Genomic DNA, 19,361 nt, shown 5'->3' with positions numbered 1-19,361 from the left:
CAGTCGGCAGTCGGCAGTCGCAAAATAAGGCAACAATGGCAAGGGTCAAGGGGACGTCGGAAGATCACAGGACGAACGCGGCCTGCCCTTGCCTGACACCGTGGCAACGGCAAGCCATACACAGTGGCGACAGCAAGTCGCCAGCAGTCATCAGAGGGAGCGCAGTGCCCTTGGGCGTCTCAATCCCGGGCGAAGTGGTAGACCCAGCCTTCGTCCGGTGCCATCTCGTCCGGCAGGTCCACCAGGGCAGGCAGCGAGGTGACGGCCCCTTCGGCCGCATATTGCAGGGCCATCAGGGCGCAGAGCGCGGCATCATAGGGATCCGTTCCAGGGATGAGGGACACCGGCAGGTGGGGTTGCAGCTCGGGCCGCACCGCAGAGGCTTTGCCCCCCATTTTGGCCAGGGCGGGATAGACCTCCAGCACCGCGCGCCCGGCAGCCCTCGCCTGTTTTGGCACCAGTTGCAGATCCCCGAGACGCGGCAGCATGGAGAGGGCCAGGGTGGCGTTGTTGCCGAGCCTGTCGAAGGTGGCGGAGAGGGGCTTCTTGCCATAATGCTGATGGAGCCAGCGCTCGCAATCCCGGTAGGCGTAAGGGTTGTCAATCTCCCGCTGAGGCACGGGAAAGCCGCTCCCCCGCCCCGCCAGCAGATCGGCGAGGGCGCGGGGAAAGGCCAGGGGCGCATCGATGCCGAGAGCAAGGCGCGGGCAGGCCAGCACCTGCATCAGCGCCACCTCGTCTTGCAGGGCCGGGCGCAGCAGGGCATCCAGATCCGGCGTGACCCGGGAGCTCAGCCGAAACAGGGGGGAGATCCCGAGCCAGTGCAGACGGGACTCCCGGGCCTGCCAACCCACCACCGCCACCGCCTGGGCATTGCCCTGCCAACCCCTCACATCCCAGCCGATGCCGATGGCGTCCATGTGTTCCGTTGTCATGCCCCTGTTACCTCTGTGCAGCCTTGATGGAGCACAGGGTAATGGCTGCCCCTCCTAAAGCAAGGGCAAGTTGGCCCCTAGAAGGATTTCTTGAAGTTGATCAGGGGCAGAATGGGGAAGATGCCGTTCTCGGCGTAGTTGGCCAGGCCAATCTGCAAGCCGTCCAGGTGCTTGGTGGCATTGACGAACCCCAGCTGGAAGGTGGTGCGTTCGGCATAGTTGACGAAGCCGACGTTGGCCAGGGCATTGCCCTGGGCGATGTTGACCGCCCCCCAGTTGAGCCCCTTCACATTGTTGGTCAGGTTGACGAAGCCCAGATTGAGGCCGGTATCCTGCCCTTCGTGCCAGTTGACGGCGTTGATGGCGACCCCGCCAAACTGGTGGCGCACCCGGCTCGCGCCAAAGAACACACCAAGCTGCAGGCCGGTGAACTGATCCACATCGGAGAGGGCGAACACCGGCAGATCGATCCCCTTTACCTGGCCGGTGCGGCCGTAGAGGAAGGAAGCCCGTGCTCCTTCCACCTGATTGGACGAGGGCAGGTTGACACCGGGCAGGGAGATCTGGACCGGCGTGCTGGCCTGGGCGACACCGGCGAGGGTCAGGGCACCACAGCCGAGCAGCAGGGCGAACGGTTTCATCGGGGATTCCTTGTGAAGAGGGTGTGGCTCAAGGGTACCAGCGCAGGCCCCGAGGGACGAGACCCCGACCCTTTCCCTGCGTCACCTCTCGTCTGAATCCGGGGATGGCTCTCTCGGTGGATTGGAAAATTCAAACAGAAACTAACATTTATGTCATTTACACCAAAGGTGGATTGGTTGCAGAATGCTCAAACGTGTGTTTGAACAGAGCAAACAACACGTGACACAGGGATGACGTGCTGTACCCGCAAGAAGGGTCGATTGACCCGCAAAAACAGTGTTCTGCCGAACCGGAGACCCATGATGAATATGGACGTGATCAAGAGCTTTACCGAGCAGATGCAAGGCTTTGCCGCCCCCCTCACCCGCTACAACCAGCTGCTGGCCAGCAACATCGAACAGCTGACCCGGTTGCAACTGGCGTCCGCCAATGCCTACGCCGAACTGGGGCTCAACCAGTTGCAGGCCGTCGGCAAGGTGCAGGATGCCCAGAGCCTGGCGGCCCTCGGCACCGTGCAGCTGGAGAGCGCCAGCCAGCTCTCCCGCCAGATGCTGGATGACATCCAGAAGCTCAGCGCCCTCGGCCAGCAGTTCAAGGAAGAGCTGGATGCCCTGACCGCAGATGGCATCAAGAAGAGCACGGGCAAGGCCTGATAACCCCTGGCTGCCCGTCTTGCGGGCAGCCACATCTCCCCACGACTCGACAGAACGGGCAAGTGCCCGCCCCGGGCGTGGGTGAAGGAGAACACATGAGCCAATCATCTTACGGCCCGCTGTTCGAGGCCCTGGCCCACTACAACGACAAGCTGCTGGCCATGGCCAGAGCCCAGACCGAGCGCACCGCCCAGGCCCTGCTGCAGACCAGTCTGGACGATCTGGGCCAGGTGCTGGAGCAGGGCAGCCAGCAGCCCTGGCAGCTGATCCAGTCCCAGATGAACTGGTGGCAGGATCAGCTCAAGCTGATGCAGCACACCCTGCTCAAGAGTGCAGGCCAGCCGAGCGAGCCGGTGATCACCCCGGATCGCAGCGATCGCCGCTTCAAGGCCGAGGCCTGGAGCGAGCAACCCCTTTATGACTACCTCAAGCAATCCTATCTGCTGACCGCAAGACACCTGCTGGCGGCGGTGGATACCCTGGAGGGCGTGCCCGAGAAGAGCCGGGAGCGACTGCGCTTTTTCACCCGCCAGTACGTCAACGCCATGGCTCCCAGCAACTTCCTGGCCACCAACCCGGAGCTGCTCAAGCTCACCCTGGAGTCCGACGGCCAGAATCTGGTGCGCGGCCTTGCGCTCCTGGCCGAAGATCTGGAGCGCAGCGCCGATCACCTCAACATCCGCCTGACCGACGAGTCCGCCTTCGAGCTCGGCCGGGATCTGGCGACCACCCCGGGCCGGGTAGTGCTGCGCACCGAGCTCTTTGAGCTCATCCAGTACAGCCCGACCACGGCGACGGTGGGCAAGACCCCGGTGCTGGTCGTGCCCCCCTTCATCAACAAGTACTACATCATGGACATGCGCCCCCAGAACTCCCTGGTGGCCTGGCTGGTCGCCCAGGGGCAGACGGTCTTCATGATCTCCTGGCGCAACCCGGGGGTGGCACAGGGGCAGGTCGATCTCGACGACTACGTGGTGGACGGGGTCATCGCCGCCCTGGACGCCGTGGAGGCGGCCACCGGCGAGCGAGAGGTGCACGGCATCGGCTACTGCATCGGTGGCACTGCATTGTCACTCGCCATGGGCTGGCTGGCGGCGCGGCGCCAGAAGCAGCGGGTACGCAGCGCCACCCTGTTCACCACCCTGCTGGACTTCTCCCAGCCCGGGGAGCTTGGCATCTTCATCCACGAGCCCATCATAGCGGCGCTCGAGGCGCAGAACGAGGCCAGGGGCATCATGGACGGGCGCCAGCTGGCGGTCTCCTTCAGTCTGCTGCGGGAGAACAGCCTCTACTGGAACTACTACATCGACAGCTACCTCAAGGGCCAGAGCCCGGTGGCGTTCGATCTGCTGCACTGGAACAGCGACAGCACCAACGTGGCGGGCAAGACCCACAACAGCCTGCTGCGCCGACTCTACCTGGAAAACCAGCTGGTGAAGGGGGAGCTCAAGATCCGCCACACCCGCATCGATCTCGCCAAGGTGAAGACCCCGGTGCTGCTGGTGTCCGCCGTGGACGATCACATCGCCCTCTGGCAGGGGACCTGGCAGGGCATGGCGCTGTTCGGGGGCGAGCGGCGCTTCATTCTGGCCGAATCCGGGCACATCGCCGGCATCATCAATCCGCCGGATGCCAACAAATACGGCTTCTGGCAAAACGGGGCCGAGGCGGACAGCCCGGCGCAGTGGCTGGCGGGGGCGACCCACCAGAGCGGCTCCTGGTGGCCCGAGATGATGCGCTTTATCAAAGACCGTGACGAGGCAGAGCCCGTCCCCGCCCGGCAGCCTGTCGAGGGGCTGGAGGCGGCCCCCGGCAGCTACGTCAAGGTACGGCTCAATCCGGTGTTTGCTGGCGTCAGGAAGCAAGAAGAGGAGCTCGTATGAGTACACAAACCCTTGCCGTGGGCCAGAAGGCTCGCCTGACCAAGCGCTTCGGCCCGGCCGAGGTGGCGGCCTTCGCCGGCCTCTCGGAGGATTTCAATCCCCTGCACCTGGACCCGGACTTCGCCGCCACGACGGTGTTCGAGCGCCCCATCGTCCACGGCATGCTGCTGGCGAGCCTCTTCTCCGGGCTCCTCGGGCAGCAACTGCCCGGGAAAGGGAGCATCTATCTGGGCCAGAGCCTCGGCTTCAAACTGCCGGTGTTCGTGGGGGACGAGGTGACGGCGGAGGTGGAGGTGATTGCCCTTCGAAGCGACAAGCCCATCGCCACCCTGGCCACCCGCATCTTCACCCAGGGCGGCGCCCTCGCCGTGACGGGGGAAGCGGTGGTAAAACTCCCTTGAGCGCCAGTGGCACCCAGAGACACAACCAGCCCGGTCGGGCTGGTTTTTTTGCCTGTGCTCGCCCCTTTTTCGGGGCAATTGGGCCCGGGCCCTTTCCCTGCCCCGCCTAACTGCCTAGAATGAGCCCCCGCTGTTTCAGCCATTCATCCAGCTAGAGGATTTCCCATGGAGACGTTTCTGCTCGAAGGTCACCCCTTCGTTGCCTTGTGTGACCTGATCAAGCATCAGGGTTGGGCCGATTGTGGCGGTGCCGCCAAGGCGCTGGTCGCCGAGGGCCTGGTGGAAGTGGACGGTCAGGTCGAGACCCGCAAACGCTGCAAGATAGTCGCCGAGCAGGTGGTCAACTTCAACGGCATGAAGGTAGTCGTGAAAGAAGGCGTCAGCCCCGAGATCCTCTGATCCCGGTTTGAACAAGGGCGCCAAGCGCCCTCTGGCCTTCAGCTGGCCTTGATGGAGAGGGTCAGCACGAAGCGGGCCATGGCCTCGTCGCCGTTGCGCGACGGGCAGGTGGCCACCACCTGGATGGGGCGGTTGATGCGCTGACCGCTCGCCAGGGACTCGTCAATCATGGCGTCGATAAGCTCCCCCGCCGCGCAATCAAACTGCACGTCCCCCTCCGGGCGCTTCAAAAACTCCCCCTGCACATCCTTGAAGGCGAAATGCACCTTCTTGCGCCGCGCCCGCCCCTTCTCCATGACCAGGAGCCCCCCCACCAGGTCGGCACCGGTGGCGAGCGCCCCGAAATACATGCTGCCCAGGTGGTTGCGGGTGCGCCAGCCCAGCGGAATGCGGATGCGCAGCGCCCTGGCGTCCATCTGCTCGATGACGGGGGCACAAAAACCAATGACGGGAATGTAGCGCCAGGCGAACAGACGCAGGGCGAGGTTGGCTTTGAGGCGTTGCAGGTCCATTGCAAACTGATCCGATGAGTGAATGTGACGCAAATGTTGCCAGCCTGCATCCCGATAGACAAGCCTCCCGTGCCATCCCTGTGAGCGGGCCCCCAAAGGGTATTTGCAAAATTCATGCAATGGCCAGGTTCTATTTGCCTGGCAAATGATAAAACCGGCCTTTCCTGACCCCGGGTCGCCCCTCTCTTTCCCTTTTTCCGGATTTTTTCAAGGTCCCGCCCCGGATGACGGGACCATGACAGCCATATCCGAATGAAACACAACGAGAAATACTCCCCGTCTGGGGGCTAGCCCAGGTTCCCGCCCCCGCCACTGGGATTATTCGCAGTAACCAAACCCCCTCTCCCTCGCTAGGCTGTTGCTGGCCCGGAAGTAGCCACTCGGCACCGGGTCAACCCGTCTACCAATCTCACCATAAGGATAGAGAGATGAGTCACGTGCAACAGTTGTTCAACGGGGGCGAGAGCGCCGGTACTTTCCAGCTCAACTTCAACAACAACCGTGCCTACGAGCTGTTTGGCCGGGAGTACCTCAAGTGCTATGCCAACCTCAGCGCCAAGGGGAAGATGAGCAAGCCCCTGCCCACCGGGCCGCTGAGCTACACCGTCGACTTCGCCATGGATTGCGGCTGCAGTTCGGTGCTGTTTGACTTCAACCTCGCCTACAAGAAGACCTTCGGCAACCAGTTGCAGGCCCCCCTGTGGCGCGAGTCGGACTACGAGGCCGAGCTGGTGCTCTGCCAGCTGGTGCGCGAGGCACCGGCCAACCGCCTGAGCAACCATGATCAGTTCGCCGAGGCCGAGGCCTTCTTCAACGACGTCAACCTGCCCGACACCGTCCGGGCGGTGGGCAATGATCCCTATGCCGACAAGGACGGCCTGGTGGAGTTCATCGTGGCCAACGAGCTGCTGGACGATCCCGCCGTCATGGCCAAGCTGGCGGAACAGAAGGCCTACCTCATCGCCATCACCTCCGTGGTCACCGCCTACATCAACCGTTACGCCGAAGCCTATGGCGAGCAGTACAAGACGGACGCGGATCTCTGGGCCAGGGCCCTCTCCAAGATCCCCCTGATGGGGCCGAGCAAGATCGATCAGCAGAGCTACAGCCGCCACATCAAGGGGCTCAGCATCGCCACCGACTTCATCAACTTCATCATGGACGTGGTGGTGAGCCAGGGCACCACGGCGCTGGCCAGCTTCAACAAGTTCCTGCAAAAGCAGGGGGATGCCATCCGCTTCGGGGTGGAGAACAACAAGGACTTCTACAAGACCATCACGGTGGGGGTCACGGTGGAAGTGTTCAAGGTGGGCAACGAGCTGGTCTATGTGCCGAAGATCAAGCAGTACCGCGTCAACTTCGACCGCCAGAACAGCAAGTTCACCTCCGCCTGTGCCAGCGCCGAGTTCGTCGACATCTACTTCAACTACCTCTATGCCGCCAACGTGTTCGACTACGAGGCGCTCAAGGATCCCGAGATCAAGCGCGACTTCGACAGCTTCATCCAGAAGCAGCGCAAGGCACAAATTGAAGAAGCGGATACCTTCTTCAACGATGACTTCCCGCCTCTGGAGCCCAAGCTGGTCAGCCGCAGCAAGGTCACGGTGTAACCCCGCCAGTCAAAAAAACAGCCGGCAGATGCCGGCTGTTTTTTTAGGTGGGCCTCAGGCCCGTTTCTCTTCAAGCCAGGCCCCCTGGCTCTGCATCTCGAACAGCTGGGCATAATGCCCCCCCAGCGCCATCAGCTCGCCGTGGGTGCCGCGCTCGCTCACCCACCCGCGGGAGAGCAACAGGATTTCATCGGCATCCACAATGGTGGAGAGACGGTGGGCGATGGCGATGGTGGTGCGGCCACGGCGCGCCGCCGAGAGCGCCTGGGAGAGGGCGAGCTCGGTCTGGGAGTCCACGCTCGCGGTCGCCTCGTCCAGGATGAGGATGCGCGGATCCCCCACCAGGGCGCGGGCAAAGGAGAGCAGCTGGCGCTGGCCGGCGGAGAGGTTCTTGCCCCCCTCCTCCATCAGGGTGGCCAGGCCATCGGGCAGGCGGCGCACGAAATCGGCCAGCTGCACCTCCTCCAGAGCCTGCCAGAGCCGCCCATCCTCGATGCCGTCACGCCCAAGGCGCAGGTTCTCGGCCAGGGTGCCGACGAAGATGAAAGGATCCTGCTGCACCAGGCCGATGCTGCGGCGCACCGCCGAGAGGGCCAGGTCGTTCATGGGGTGATCATCGAAGTGGATGCTCCCCCGATCCAGGGGGTAGAAACCCATCAGCAGGCTGATGATGGTGGACTTGCCGCTGCCGGTGTGGCCCACCAGCGCCAGCATCTGGCCCGGCCGGGTGGCAAAGCTCACATCTTGCAGCACCTGCTGCTCCCCGTCGTAGGAGAAGCCCACCCCGTCGAAGCGTACCCGTCCCTCCAGGGGGCGCACCTCCCCGTCGGTGCTCTCGCGGGTTTCATCGAGCAGGGCGAAGACCCGCTCCCCCGCCACCATGGCCTGCTGCAACTGGTTGAGCTGGTTGGTCATCTCGATGAGGGGCTCGATCATCCGCCCCAGATAGCTGATGAAGGCGTAAAGCACCCCCACCTGGATGGCCCCCGCCGTGCTCAGCCCCTCGTGGGCAAACAGGGCCAGCAGACCGATGAGCACCATCATGTAGAAGAGATCGATGAGGGGGCGCAGCAGGATGCCGTTGATCTTGAGGCTCTTGATCCGCGCCTGCCAGTGCTGCTGGTTCACCCCGGCAAAGGCGTTGGCGAAGTGGCGCTCCTGCACCATGGCCTGGATCACCGGCATCCCCTGCAACGACTCGTTGAGACGGCTGTTGATGTCGGAGAGCAAGGATCGGGTCGCCCGCACCACGGGCACGCTCAGTTTCTGGTAGAGCCACATCACGGCCCCCACCGCCGGCAGCAGGGTGGCGCACACCAGCATCAGGCGCAAGTCCAGCAGCGCCATGGAGAGCAGGATGCCGCACAGGAGCACCACTTTTTGCACCAGGAGCCCTATCACCTGGACATAGAGGTTCATGATCGCCTCGGTGTCGTTGGTGATGCGGGAGATGAGGGAGCCCGAGCGGTGCTTGTCGAAATAGCGGGCAGGCAGGCGGATGGCGGTGGCGAACACCTGCTCGCGCAGACGCTGCACCACCGCCTGGGCGATGCGGTTGAAGCGCAGGGATTGCAGGTAGAAGCCGGCCGCCGACAACACCTGCAGCCCCAGATAACCGGCGGCAAGGGCGGCGATGATGTCCCACTCCAGCCGGCGCGGCGCCAGGTAGTCATCGATGAAGAGCTTGATGAGCAAGGGGCCCGCCACCTCGGCGCCGGTGGCGAGCAGCAGGCAGATGCCCGCCTGCACCAGCCAGCGGGGGTAGCTGGCGCAGTAGGCGAGCAGCCGTTTGATGGTTGGATTCACAGACTGGCCTCCAGCGCAAGGTTCCACGGGAATTGACTCTCTTTGCTCCCCTCTCCGCTCGCGGAAGCCGGGCGGGGGGTGAAGGAAACCAGGGGTCTTGTCATCCTGTTCACAGGCTCTCCTCCACGTCCTGCTCCAGGCGCTGGTAGCGGACCATGTCCGCGTACCAGCCGTTCCTGGCCATCAGGGCCTCGTGACGGCCCCGCTCGCTGATCGCTCCCTGCTCCAGCACCAGGATCTCGTCTGCCTGCTCCACCGCCGTCATGCGGTGGCTCACCAGCACCAGGGTGCGTTTGTGGACCTTGAGGGCCAGCAGGATCTGCTGCTCGGTGTGGGCATCCACCGCCGAGAGGGCGTCATCCAGCACCAGGATAGGGGCATCCAGCAGCAGGGCGCGGGCGATGGCCAGACGCTGCTTCTGACCGCCGGAGAGGGTCACCCCCTTCTCCCCCACCTCGGTTTCATACCCTTTGGGGAAGCGACTGATGTCGTCGTGCACGCAGGCGATGCGCGCCACCCGCTCAATCTCCTCCCGACTCGCCTCGGGGCGGCCCAGGGCGATGTTGGCCGCGATGGTGGTGGAGAACAGAAACGGCTCCTGGGGCACATAGGCAAACTGGCTGCGCAGCTCACCCAGCGACAGTTGCGAGATGGGCACCTCTCCCATGCGGATCTCCCCGGCCGTGGGGTTGGCCAGGCGCATCAGCAGCTTGAGCAGGGAGCTCTTGCCTGCCCCGGTGCGTCCCACTATCCCCAGCATGGCGCCAGCCTGCAGGGTGACATCCACCCCCTGCAACAGGGTGCGCTGCTCCAGCCGGTAGCCCAGCCCCTGCACCCGCAGGGGAAAGGCCGAGGCCAGCGCCACGGGATGGAGCGGCTCCTCGATGTCGCTGCGCTCCCCCAGCAGGCTTTCGATGCGCGAGTAGGCGGCGCTGCCCCGCTCGATGATGTTGAACAGCCAGGCGATGGCGAACATGGGCCAGATGAGCTGGCCGAGGTACATGGTGAAGCTGGTGAGCTCCCCCAGAGTCAGCTTGTCTTGCAGCACCAGGGCGCTGCCCCCTGCGACCGCCAGAAAATAGGAGCAGCCGATGCACAGGTAAATCACGGGGTCGAACTTGGCGTCGATGCGGGCCACCGCCATGTTGCGCTCCCCCGCCTGACGGGTCAGCTCGGCAAAGCCCTCGTCCTCCAGGGATTCGACCGCGTAGGATTTGAGCACCCGCACCCCGGAGAGGGCCTCCTGGGTCTTGTTGTTGAGGCGGGAGAAGGCCCCCTGCGCCGCCTTGAACTCCTTGTAGATCTGGGTCCCGAAGCGGTTCATGAAGAAGGCCATCACCGGCAGGGGCAGCAGGGAGAGCAGGGTCAGCTGCCAGGAGTACTGGCTGCACATGATGGAGAGCACCAGGATGCCGACGATGAAGGAGTCCACCAGGGTCAGCACCCCTTCCCCTGCGGTCATCTCCACCGCCTGGATGTCGTTGGTGGCGTGGGCCATCAGATCACCGGTGCGGTGGCGCTGGTAGAAATCCGGGCTCATGCGGGTGAAGTGGCTGAACAGCCGGTTGCGCAGCACGTAGGCGAGCCGGTAGGAGGCACCGAACAGCATGACCCGCCACACATAGCGCAGCAGGTAGATAAGCAGTCCCAGGCCAAAAAGCCCCGCCAGATAGCCGGTCAGGGTGCCGCTGTCCAGGTCGCCCTTGGCAATGCCATCCACCACCCAGCCCACCACCTTGGGGGGGATCACGGTCAACAGGGCCACCAGCATCAGCAGGGAGATGGCCACCAGATAACGCCGCCACTGATCCTTGAAAAACCAGCCAAGCCGCAAAAATACGCTCACAGAGAAGTCCTTGGTCGCGGCGCGCTGCCGCGTGATCGTGAAGAGAAGCTCAATACAATCGCCCCCTGACGGGGGCGAACGAGTGGGTCATCATAGCCTGAAGCGGGTGACTTGAGAACGATTGCTATCTTGCCCTCCCTCAGAGCCGCTTGTCGGGGGGCGAGAAGGGGAAGGCGACCGACTCCTGCTGCTCTCCGGTGAGCAGGAAGTGGGAGACCTCCTCCCGGGTCTGGGTAAAGACCTGCTGCAACTGGTTGAGCTCCCCCTCGCTCAGCTCCTCCTGCAGCCGCAGCCGCCACTCCAGTTCCCCGGCCAGCAGTTGCAGGCGGGAAGCGGAGATGTTGGCCGAGACCCCCTTCAGGGTATGCAGCAACCGGCACGCCACTTCGGGCTGCTGGCGACGCAGGGCGGTGCGGATGTCCCACAGATCGTCCTTGTGCTCGGAGAGGAACAGCTTGAAGAGGATCTGCAGCGCCTCCCTGTCATGCTCCAGCCGGCGCAGGGCATCCTCCAGATCCAGCACGCCCATGAGGGCCGGCGGCTTGACCTCGATGGGCACCTTGGGCTCCCCGCCGCTGCTCTTCACCCATTGCAGCAGGTTGTTGTAGAGATCGAGCTTGCTCACCGGCTTGGTGACATAGCCGTTCATGCCGACACCAAGGCAGCGCTCCCTGTCCCCCGGCATGGCGCTGGCGGTGAGGGCGATGATGGGCACATCGTGCTTGTCCACCATCTTGCGGATCTGGCGGGTGGCATCCAGCCCGTCCAGCACCGGCATCTGCAGATCCATCAGGATGACGTCAAACGGCTGCTCCGCCACCTGCTCCACCGCCTCGCGGCCGTTGTCCACCACGGTGACCTTGGCCTCCACCCGGCGCAGGTACTCCAGAATGAGCTGCTGGTTGACCCGGTTGTCCTCGGCCAGCAGCACCCGGGTGCCGCGCAGCAGCTCCCGGAACTGCTGCTGATCCCCCTGGGCCTCCGCCTGGCGGACCTTGCTGTCATGGGAGCTGCCGTTGAGCAGTTCGTCCACCTTGGCCAGCAAGGCGTTTTCGGTCATGGGTTTGGCCAGGAAATGGGTCAGTCCCATGCTCTCCATCCGCCCGTGCAGCCCCTCCCTGGACCAGGCACTGGTCATCAGGACAGGCAGGCGCCGCCACTGGCTGTGCTGGTACATCTCGAGGGCCAAGTCCAGGCCATCCTCCTGACCCATGCGCCAGTCGAGGATGGCGAGGCGGAGGTGATGCCCCTCTTCCCGCAGCACCTGACGGGCGCGGGAGAGGCTGTTGACCGTGATGACGGACGCCCCCGCCCGCCCCAGGATGTCCTTGGCCAGTTCCAGCACCAGCTCGTTGTCATCCATCATCAGGATCAGGGGCTGGTGATCGAAGAAGACCCTGCGCCCCGAGACCCCGTACACCGCCTGGGAGATGGGGATCTCGAACAGGAAGGTGGAGCCCACCCCGGGCTTGCTCTGCACGGTGATCTCCCCGCCCATCAGCCCCACCAGGCGCTGGGAGATGTTGAGGCCAAGCCCGGAGCCGCCATATTTGCGGGTATTGCCCGCCTCCAGCTGGGTAAAGGGCTGGAACAGCTGGGCCTGCTTCTCCGGGGCGATGCCGATGCCGGTATCCCGCACGCTGAAACAGACCCGCATGGGATGCTGGCTGGTGAGGGTGATGGCCACCTCCACCTCGCCCCGCTCGGTGAACTTGATGGCATTGTTCACCAGATTGACCAGTACCTGACCGAGGCGCAGCGGATCCCCGCGCAGGAAGTCGGGCACGGCGGGGGACTTGTTGATGATGACCTCGATGTGCTTGCGCTCCGCCAGATCCGCGAACATGGCGGCGAGGGAGTCGAGCTGCTCGCTGAGATCGAAGTCGATCTCCTCCAGGGTCAGTTTGCCGGACTCCACCTTGGTGAGATCCAGGATGTCGTTGATGAGCAGCAGCAAGGTATCAGACGAGGATTTGATCTTGTTGAGATAGTCCCGCTGCTGGGGATCCAGGCTGGTTTGCAGTGCCAGGGCGCTGAAGCCGATGATGGCATTCATGGGGGTGCGGATCTCGTGGCTCATGTTGGCCAGGAAGTCGCTCTTGGCCTGGGCCAGCAGCGCGGCATGGCGTGAGAGCTCGCTCAGCTTCTGGTTGCGGCGCCACAGGGTCGCGGCCACCAGCGAGAAGCAGAGCAGCGCCCCCCCCAGCACCATCAGGTAGAAGCGGCTCTTGAGGGAGGAGGCCCGCTCCAGCTTGCTCTGCTTCCAGGCGGGCAGCGAGCTCAGCCCCTTCATCTCCACCACCTGATTGCGCAGGCGATGGTACTCTATCACCTGCTGATTGAACTCCTGGCCCAGCCGAACGAGGGCCGCGACCCTCGGCTGCTCGCCATAGCGGTCAAGCAGGTGCTGCTGGAGTTGCAGCAGTTGCCGCTGCTCGTTCTGATCCCAGCTGCGTCTGAGGTAGTGGTGCAGGCGCATGAGTTCGGTCAGGTCGCGGTACTGCGCCTCACCGACCGGCAGGGTGCCTTGCAACGCCTTGAGCTGGCCCTGGAAGCGGGGAGCCAGATACTCGATGGTCATCTCCATGGTGTAGAGCCTGGCGAGATCCAGCAGATAACCGTCGATGTCCCGCTGCAACGCCTGGGAGCCGGGGTCGTCCACCGACTCCGGATCCTCGTGCACCAGCCTGACGAACCTGTCCAGGTGACTGGAAAGCAGGCTCAGACGTTGCTGTACGCTGCCATCGCTGGCCTTCTCGCGCCCCAGAAGATAGACGGTATCGGTATTGACCCGATTGAGCACCATCTCAGCCGCCACGCTCAAATCGAAGGCACGCTGCTGCTGGCTGAGCAACTGCCAGCAATAGGCAGAAAAGCCCACCAGCGATACGATGATAAGGCCAAAGACAACACGATTGGCCCGTGCAACACTCTTCATCCCGTCTCGATTCTCATGTCATGGTCGGCCATCCGGTGACATCAGGTCACGGCCGGAGGCCAACTGTGAAAAACCACTGAGTGCTATGTTACCGTTAGTCGGCGCTCTGATTGCAATAAAGATGTTGCCGGGCCATGAAATAAGGAAGCAATTATGTCACTTGTCACCACCTATTGTAGCCAATGCTTTACCCGCAACCGCCTGCCTGTCGAAAAGGCAGACTCAAATGCGAAGTGCGGCCGCTGCCGTCACCCCCTCTTCGAACAAACCCCGGTGGCAGGGCGTCAGGCCAGCTTCGATGCCCTGATCCAGTCCGACATCCCGGTGGTGGTGGACTTTTGGGCAAGCTGGTGTGGCCCCTGCCTGCAGTTTGCCCCCGTCTTTCAGGAGGTCGCCCGGGAGCTTGAGCCCCGCCTTCGCTTCGTGAAACTCGATACCGAGCAGGAGGCCGCCATCGCAGGTCGCTATGGCATCCGCAGCATTCCTACCCTGATGGTCTTCCAGCGGGGGGAGATCCTGGCACAGCGCAGCGGCTCCCTGCCCAAGAGCCTGTTCAAGGAGTGGCTGCTCTCCTTCACCTCCCCCGTCAAATGAAAACAAAATGTTTCATTTCTGTTTGATTGAAGATCCGCTTTCACTTGACTCTGTGAGTCGCCTCATGATTTGACCATATCCCCCTGTTTCAAACAGGGGGATAAATGTAACCTCGGCATCACAACAACAACCATAAATTAACCGAGAGAACGTTATGCACACATCGGCCGTACCTACGACTCCCCCCTCACGCTGGCTGGACATCAAGTCCGGGATCGTCATCCTGGATCTGCTCCTGCTCTGCGCCATGCTGGCATGGCTCCCGTTTGACCCCATGGTCAACAAGGGGCTGGCCATCCTGATCTTCATCGCCATCCTCTGGCTGACCGAGGCGGTGAACATCACCATCACTGCCATCTCCATCCCGGTGCTCGCCACCCTGCTCGGGGTGTTCGACATGAGCAAGTCGCTGACCGACTTTGCCAACCCCGTCCTGTTCCTATTCTTTGGCGGCTTTGCCCTCGCGGCAGCCCTCTCCAAGCAGGGACTCGACACCCAGATCGCCGGCAAGGTGATGCAGCTCGCCAAGGGACACCTGGGCTGGGCTTCCATCGTGCTCTTCACCATCACGGCCGCCCTCTCCATGTGGATCAGCAACACCGCCACCGCGGCCATGATGATGCCGCTGGCCCTCGGCATGCTGAAGGGGCTGGACGTTCACAAGGAGCGCCGCACCCTGGTCTTCGTGCTGCTTGGCGTCGCCTACAGCGCCAGCATCGGTGGCATCGGCACCCTGGTGGGCAGCCCCCCCAATGCCATCGCCGCCGCCCAGATGGGCTTGGGCTTCACCGACTGGCTGGAGTTCGGCATCCCCGTGGTGATCATCTTCATGCCGGTAGGCATCGGCCTGCTCTACTGGGTGACCCGTCCCAATCTCTCCCACCAGGTCAGCACCGAGCAGGTCACCATCGAGTGGACAGGTCAGCGCAAAGTGACCCTGGCCATCTTCCTGACCACGGTGCTGCTGTGGATTGGATCCCAGCCTCTTGCCAAGGCGCTGGGCGGCATTCCCCAGTTCGATACCCTGATCGCCATGGGCGCCATCCTGGCCATCGCCGTCAGCCGTGTCGCCAGCTGGGATGACATCAACCAGAACACCGACTGGGGCGTGCTGCTGCTGTTCGGGGGTGGTCTCACCTTGAGCGCCATCCTCAAGCAGACCGGGGCCAACGCCTTCCTGGCGGAGCACCTCTCCAGCGGCCTCTCCTCCATGCCCATCTTCGTGATCCTGCTCTGCCTGGCCGCCTTCGTGGTGTTCCTGACCGAGCTGGTCTCCAACACCGCCACCGCCGCGCTGCTGGTGCCGCTGTTCGCCGGGGTGGCCGAGGCTCTGGGGGTCTCCCCCATCGTGGTCTCCGTGCTGATCGCCGTCGGCGCCTCCTGTGCCTTCATGCTGCCGGTGGCCACGCCCCCCAACGCCATCGTCTTCGCCAGCGGCCATATCCAGCAGCGGGAGATGATGCGGGCCGGCCTGGTACTGAACCTGGTGTTCACCGTCATCCTGACCATGCTGGCCTATTTCATGGGGGATATCCTCCACTGAGGTTCGCCCCCTAATGCCCCTACAAGCCCCGCATCGCCGGGGCTTTTTCTCGCCCCGAAACCACCGCACTCCCTACCCGTGACATCACGACGACATTAACTCGCACTTAAGAAATCATCTTCATGATGCTGACAACGGCCATCACGCAGCCATGGCTGACGATGGCGATGATCATGGACATCACGACAAGGGGATCACCTCATGGGAAAGACGATGCAGAACAACCGTGAAATCAAGGTATGGGATCCGGTGGTCAGGGGATTTCACTGGGCCACTGTGCTGTTGTGCGTGCTGAATCTCTTCATCCTTGAAGAGGGGGCGCGCAACCACCGCTATGCGGGATATGCGCTGGCCGGACTGCTGGCACTGCGCATCGTATGGGGTTTCATCGGCTCCTATCATGCCCGTTTCGCCCAGTGGCTGCCGACACCGACCGGCGTCATCACCTATCTCAAGGAGACGCTCAAGGGGCGCCACCCCTACTACGCCGGTCACAATCCTTTGGGGTCCTTGATGATACTGCTGCTGTTGACCTGCCTTGTCGGCACCGCCGCCAGCGGGATCATGACCGAATACGGGCCGCTCTCCGGCACCCATCGCATGGAAGAGATCCACGAGTTCTTTGCCAAGGGGTTGCAGGTGGCCATCTTCGTCCATGTACTGGCCGTCATCGCCCTGGATCGTCTAGTACGGGGCGATCTCGTCAGGGCGATGATCACCGGCAAGAAACGGGTGCCGGCGGACACCCGGGTGGTCGACAGGCCCTGAGCCTCCCTCAGCCCGACAGATGAAAAAAAACCCCGCATCGCGGGGTTTTTCACAGGAGCAGACATCAACCGACGCTGCAGCTCGTCAGTTTCCAGATCCGGTCTACGTAATCCTGGATGGAGCGGTCGGAGTTGAACTTGCCCATGGTGGCCGAGTTGATGATGGCTTTCTTCGCCCACAGGGCCGGATCCCGGTACCAGGCGTCGATCAGCTTGTGCGCCTCGGAGTAGGACTCGAAATCGGCCAGAGTCAGGTAAGGGTCTCCCCCTTCCAGCAGGGAACGCTTGATGGAGGAGAGCTCCCCCGGGCGACCCGGCGTGAAGTAGTCGGTATCAAACCAGTCCAGCACGGCTTTCAGTTCGGAGTTGGCGTAGTAGAAGTCATACGGGTTGTAGCCGCGCGCCTTCAGTGACTTCACCTCGTCCACATTCAGACCGAAGATGGCGCAGTTCTCGGCACCCGCCTCTTCGGCGATCTCGATGTTGGCTCCATCCAGCGTCCCGATGGTGATGGCACCGTTCAGCGCCATCTTCATGTTGCCGGTACCGGATGCTTCGTAACCTGCGGTGGAGATCTGCTCGGAGACATCCGCCGCCGGGATCAGCTTCTCGGCAAGGCTCACGCGGTAGTTCGGCATGAACACCACTTTCAGCTTGCCCTGGATACGGGCGTCGTTATTGACCCGCTCCGCCAGCTTGTTGATGGCGTAGATGATGTCCTTGGCCAGTTTGTAGCCGGGCGCCGCCTTGGAGCCGAAGATGAACACCCGCGGATGCATGTCATAGTCCGGGTTCGCCAGCAGGCGACGGTAGAGCGCCATGATGTGGATGAGGTTCAGTTGCTGGCGCTTGTACTCGTGCAGACGCTTGATCTGGACATCGAAGATCGCCTCCGCGCTCACGTCGATGCCGGTTTCCGCCTTGATGACCTTGACCAGCTTCTCCTTGTTGTGGCGCTTGATGGTCATGAACTGCTGCTGGAACGCCTTGTCATCGGCAAACTTCACCACGCTGCGCAGCTTGTCCAGTTGCAGCGGCCACTCCTTGCCCACCACCTCGTTGTAGAGTTCGGCCAGTTCCGGGTTGCAGGCCAGCAGCCAGCGACGGGGAGTCACGCCGTTGGTGACGTTGCACATCTTCTCGGGCCACAGCTCGGCATACTCGGGGAAGAGATCTTCCTTCACCAGCTTGGAGTGGATCTCGGCCACGCCGTTCACCTTGGAGGAGCCGATGACGCACAGGTTGCCCATGCGCACCTTGCGCACGTCACCCTCTTCGATGATGGAGAGCTTGGCCTTGATGGCATCGTTGCCCGGCCACTTGGGCTCCACCAGCTCGTTCAGGAAGCGGGCGTTGATTTCATAAATGATCTCGAGGTGACGGGGCAGAACCTTCTCGAACAGGCTGACGGACCACTTCTCCAGCGCTTCCGGCAGCAGGGTGTGGTTGGTGTAGGAGAAGACCTGATAGCAGATGCCCCAGGCGGTATCCCAGTTCAGCCCCTCTTCGTCCACCAGCACGCGCATCAGCTCGGGGATGGCCACGGTGGGGTGGGTATCGTTGAGCTGGATGGTGATTTGCGCGGCAAAGTTGCTGAAGTCACTGCCATGCACCCGCTTGTAGCGACGCATGATGTCCTTGATGGAGCAGGCGCAGAAGAAGTACTGCTGGATCAGGCGCAGCTCCTTGCCGGCGTCGGTCTCATCGTTCGGGTAGAGCACCTTGGAGATGGTCTCGGCCTGGGCCTTCTCGGCCTGGGAGTCGATATAACCACCGGCGTTGAACACGTCCCAGTCGAAGAACTCGGAGGCGCGGGATTCCCACAGACGCAGGATGTTGACGGTGTGACCACCGAAGCCGACCACCGGAATGTCCCAGGGCACCCCTTTGATCTTGCGACCGGCGTGCCAAACCTTCTTCAGGCCACCCTTGTCACCAAAGACGGTCTCCACGTAGCCGTAGAGCGGGATCTCCTGCACCGATTCCGGGCGGCAGATCTCCCAGGGGTTGCCATATTCGCGCCAGGAGTCCGGACGCTCGATCTGACGGCCATCCTGAATTTCCTGACGGAACAGGCCGTGCTCGTAGTGGATGCCATAGCCCACCGCCGGGTAGTTCAGAGTGGCCAGGGAATCGATGAAGCAGGCAGCCAGACGACCCAGGCCGCCGTTGCCAAGGGCCATGTCAGGCTCTTGTTCACACAGATCGGTCAGTTCCAGACCAAGTTCACCCAGCGCCTCTTCACAGACTTTGTAGAGGGAGAGGTTGTGCAGGTTGTTGGAGGTCAAACGCCCCATCAAAAATTCAGCAGAGAGATAGTGAATCGCACGAGTATCTTTCTTGAAGTGAGTCTGCTGAGTACGGGTCAGGCGCTCGTACACCTGTTCATTGACGGCGGCAGCGGTCGCTTTCCACCAGGCATCCGGAGAGGCTTTCTGTTCGCTTGTACCCAAGGTAGAACGCAGGTGACGCACGATACTCGCCTTGAGCTGATCTTTATCCAGTTGGAGATCCTGGTCTGTCTTCTTCTTGGTAGCCATAAACCATTTTCCTTCGTTACAAATAAAAAATGTCATCCCATCGGGGGGACCGGCGCTGTTGTTATCTCAGAATATGCTCCGGCGGGGGCATACTAGCTAAAGCCAAGGGTTTAAAAGTTAACGTGAGTCACACTTTAACGCATAAAAATGACAGTTTCACCATGAAAACCCTTTCCTTGAGCCAGTCTGAATGAAATATAAATTTCGTTTTAAATCATGGTGATACATGAAAACAAAAAAGATAGTTTTATGAATAGGTTTTCAATGATTGCCTGTGACTGAAAATACGTGA

15 protein-coding genes are annotated in these 19,361 nt (G+C 62.4%); 8 read left to right on the top strand and 7 right to left on the bottom strand.

All coding sequences use genetic code 11. The features are described from left to right. Window positions 1-179: 179 nt before the first annotated feature. A complete protein-coding gene (locus BN1120_RS14080) occupies window positions 180-935 on the bottom strand; it encodes a DUF429 domain-containing protein (RefSeq protein WP_042016565.1) in 756 nt (251 codons plus the stop codon). 77 nt (window positions 936-1,012) lie between these two features. Next, window positions 1,013-1,576 carry a VC2662 family protein gene (locus BN1120_RS14075; protein ID WP_010674879.1) on the bottom strand — a complete coding sequence of 188 codons (564 nt, stop codon included), beginning with the start codon at window positions 1,574-1,576 and terminating at the stop codon, window positions 1,013-1,015. A 303-nt stretch (window positions 1,577-1,879) separates the two neighbouring features. On the opposite strand from BN1120_RS14075, the gene BN1120_RS14070 reads away from it, so the two are divergent. The 4 genes from BN1120_RS14070 (at window position 1,880) to ybcJ (ending at window position 4,913) form a co-directional block, all read left to right on the top strand. After that, the gene (locus BN1120_RS14070) at window positions 1,880-2,230 is read left to right on the top strand and encodes a phasin family protein (protein ID WP_039040883.1); all 351 of its coding nucleotides are present in this window, start codon (window positions 1,880-1,882) and stop codon (window positions 2,228-2,230) included. Between the two features lie 95 nt (window positions 2,231-2,325). Further along, a complete protein-coding gene (locus BN1120_RS14065; RefSeq protein WP_042016564.1) occupies window positions 2,326-4,113 on the top strand; it encodes a class I poly(R)-hydroxyalkanoic acid synthase in 1,788 nt (595 codons plus the stop codon). Next, entirely contained in the window at window positions 4,110-4,514 is a 405-nt protein-coding gene (locus BN1120_RS14060) for a MaoC family dehydratase (protein ID WP_042016563.1), read from the top strand. The genes BN1120_RS14065 and BN1120_RS14060 overlap by 4 nt, the downstream gene beginning before the upstream one ends. A gap of 165 nt (window positions 4,515-4,679) precedes the next feature. Beyond that, a complete protein-coding gene (gene ybcJ, locus BN1120_RS14055) occupies window positions 4,680-4,913 on the top strand; it encodes a ribosome-associated protein YbcJ (RefSeq protein WP_010674882.1) in 234 nt (77 codons plus the stop codon). 38 nt (window positions 4,914-4,951) lie between these two features. Here ybcJ and BN1120_RS14050 read toward each other — a convergent pair whose 3' ends face one another. After that, on the bottom strand, window positions 4,952-5,425 hold the full coding sequence (locus BN1120_RS14050; RefSeq protein ID WP_010674883.1) for a DUF4442 domain-containing protein: 474 nt from the start codon (window positions 5,423-5,425) through the stop codon (window positions 4,952-4,954). A 428-nt stretch (window positions 5,426-5,853) separates the two neighbouring features. Between BN1120_RS14050 and BN1120_RS14045 the strand changes: the two genes are divergently transcribed. Continuing rightward, window positions 5,854-7,035: a hypothetical protein gene (locus tag BN1120_RS14045; RefSeq protein WP_042016562.1), complete on the top strand. Its 1,182-nt coding sequence runs from the start codon at window positions 5,854-5,856 to the stop codon at window positions 7,033-7,035. Between the two features lie 54 nt (window positions 7,036-7,089). Here the strand turns inward: BN1120_RS14045 and BN1120_RS14040 are convergent, their stop codons facing one another. The 3 genes from BN1120_RS14040 to BN1120_RS14030 all read right to left on the bottom strand — a co-directional run bounded on the left by BN1120_RS14040 (window position 7,090) and on the right by BN1120_RS14030 (window position 13,625). Further along, the gene (locus tag BN1120_RS14040; protein WP_042016561.1) at window positions 7,090-8,841 is read right to left on the bottom strand and encodes an ABC transporter transmembrane domain-containing protein; all 1,752 of its coding nucleotides are present in this window, start codon (window positions 8,839-8,841) and stop codon (window positions 7,090-7,092) included. A gap of 109 nt (window positions 8,842-8,950) precedes the next feature. Beyond that, entirely contained in the window at window positions 8,951-10,687 is a 1,737-nt protein-coding gene (locus BN1120_RS14035; RefSeq protein WP_042016559.1) for an ABC transporter transmembrane domain-containing protein, read from the bottom strand. 139 nt (window positions 10,688-10,826) lie between these two features. Continuing rightward, window positions 10,827-13,625 carry a hybrid sensor histidine kinase/response regulator gene (locus tag BN1120_RS14030; RefSeq protein WP_042016557.1) on the bottom strand — a complete coding sequence of 933 codons (2,799 nt, stop codon included), beginning with the start codon at window positions 13,623-13,625 and terminating at the stop codon, window positions 10,827-10,829. A gap of 153 nt (window positions 13,626-13,778) precedes the next feature. Between BN1120_RS14030 and trxC the strand changes: the two genes are divergently transcribed. The 3 genes from trxC (at window position 13,779) to BN1120_RS14015 (ending at window position 16,530) form a co-directional block, all read left to right on the top strand. Beyond that, entirely contained in the window at window positions 13,779-14,219 is a 441-nt protein-coding gene (gene trxC, locus BN1120_RS14025; RefSeq protein ID WP_041215078.1) for a thioredoxin TrxC, read from the top strand. Window positions 14,220-14,373: 154 nt separating this feature from the next. Further along, window positions 14,374-15,762 (top strand): SLC13 family permease, encoded by a 1,389-nt coding sequence (locus BN1120_RS14020; RefSeq protein ID WP_041215077.1) that lies wholly within the window; start codon window positions 14,374-14,376, stop codon window positions 15,760-15,762. Window positions 15,763-15,963: 201 nt separating this feature from the next. Continuing rightward, a complete protein-coding gene (locus BN1120_RS14015) occupies window positions 15,964-16,530 on the top strand; it encodes a cytochrome b/b6 domain-containing protein (RefSeq protein ID WP_080768037.1) in 567 nt (188 codons plus the stop codon). Between the two features lie 64 nt (window positions 16,531-16,594). Here BN1120_RS14015 and BN1120_RS14010 read toward each other — a convergent pair whose 3' ends face one another. Next, entirely contained in the window at window positions 16,595-19,069 is a 2,475-nt protein-coding gene (locus BN1120_RS14010) for a glycogen/starch/alpha-glucan phosphorylase (RefSeq protein WP_042016555.1), read from the bottom strand. Window positions 19,070-19,361 lie beyond the last annotated feature (292 nt).

It is taken from the genome of Aeromonas caviae, assembly GCF_000819785.1.
Classification (GTDB): Bacteria; Pseudomonadota; Gammaproteobacteria; order Enterobacterales; family Aeromonadaceae; genus Aeromonas; species Aeromonas caviae.
Note: the sequence above shows the minus strand (reverse complement) of the source record. Positions and strands in the feature narration are given on the sequence as shown.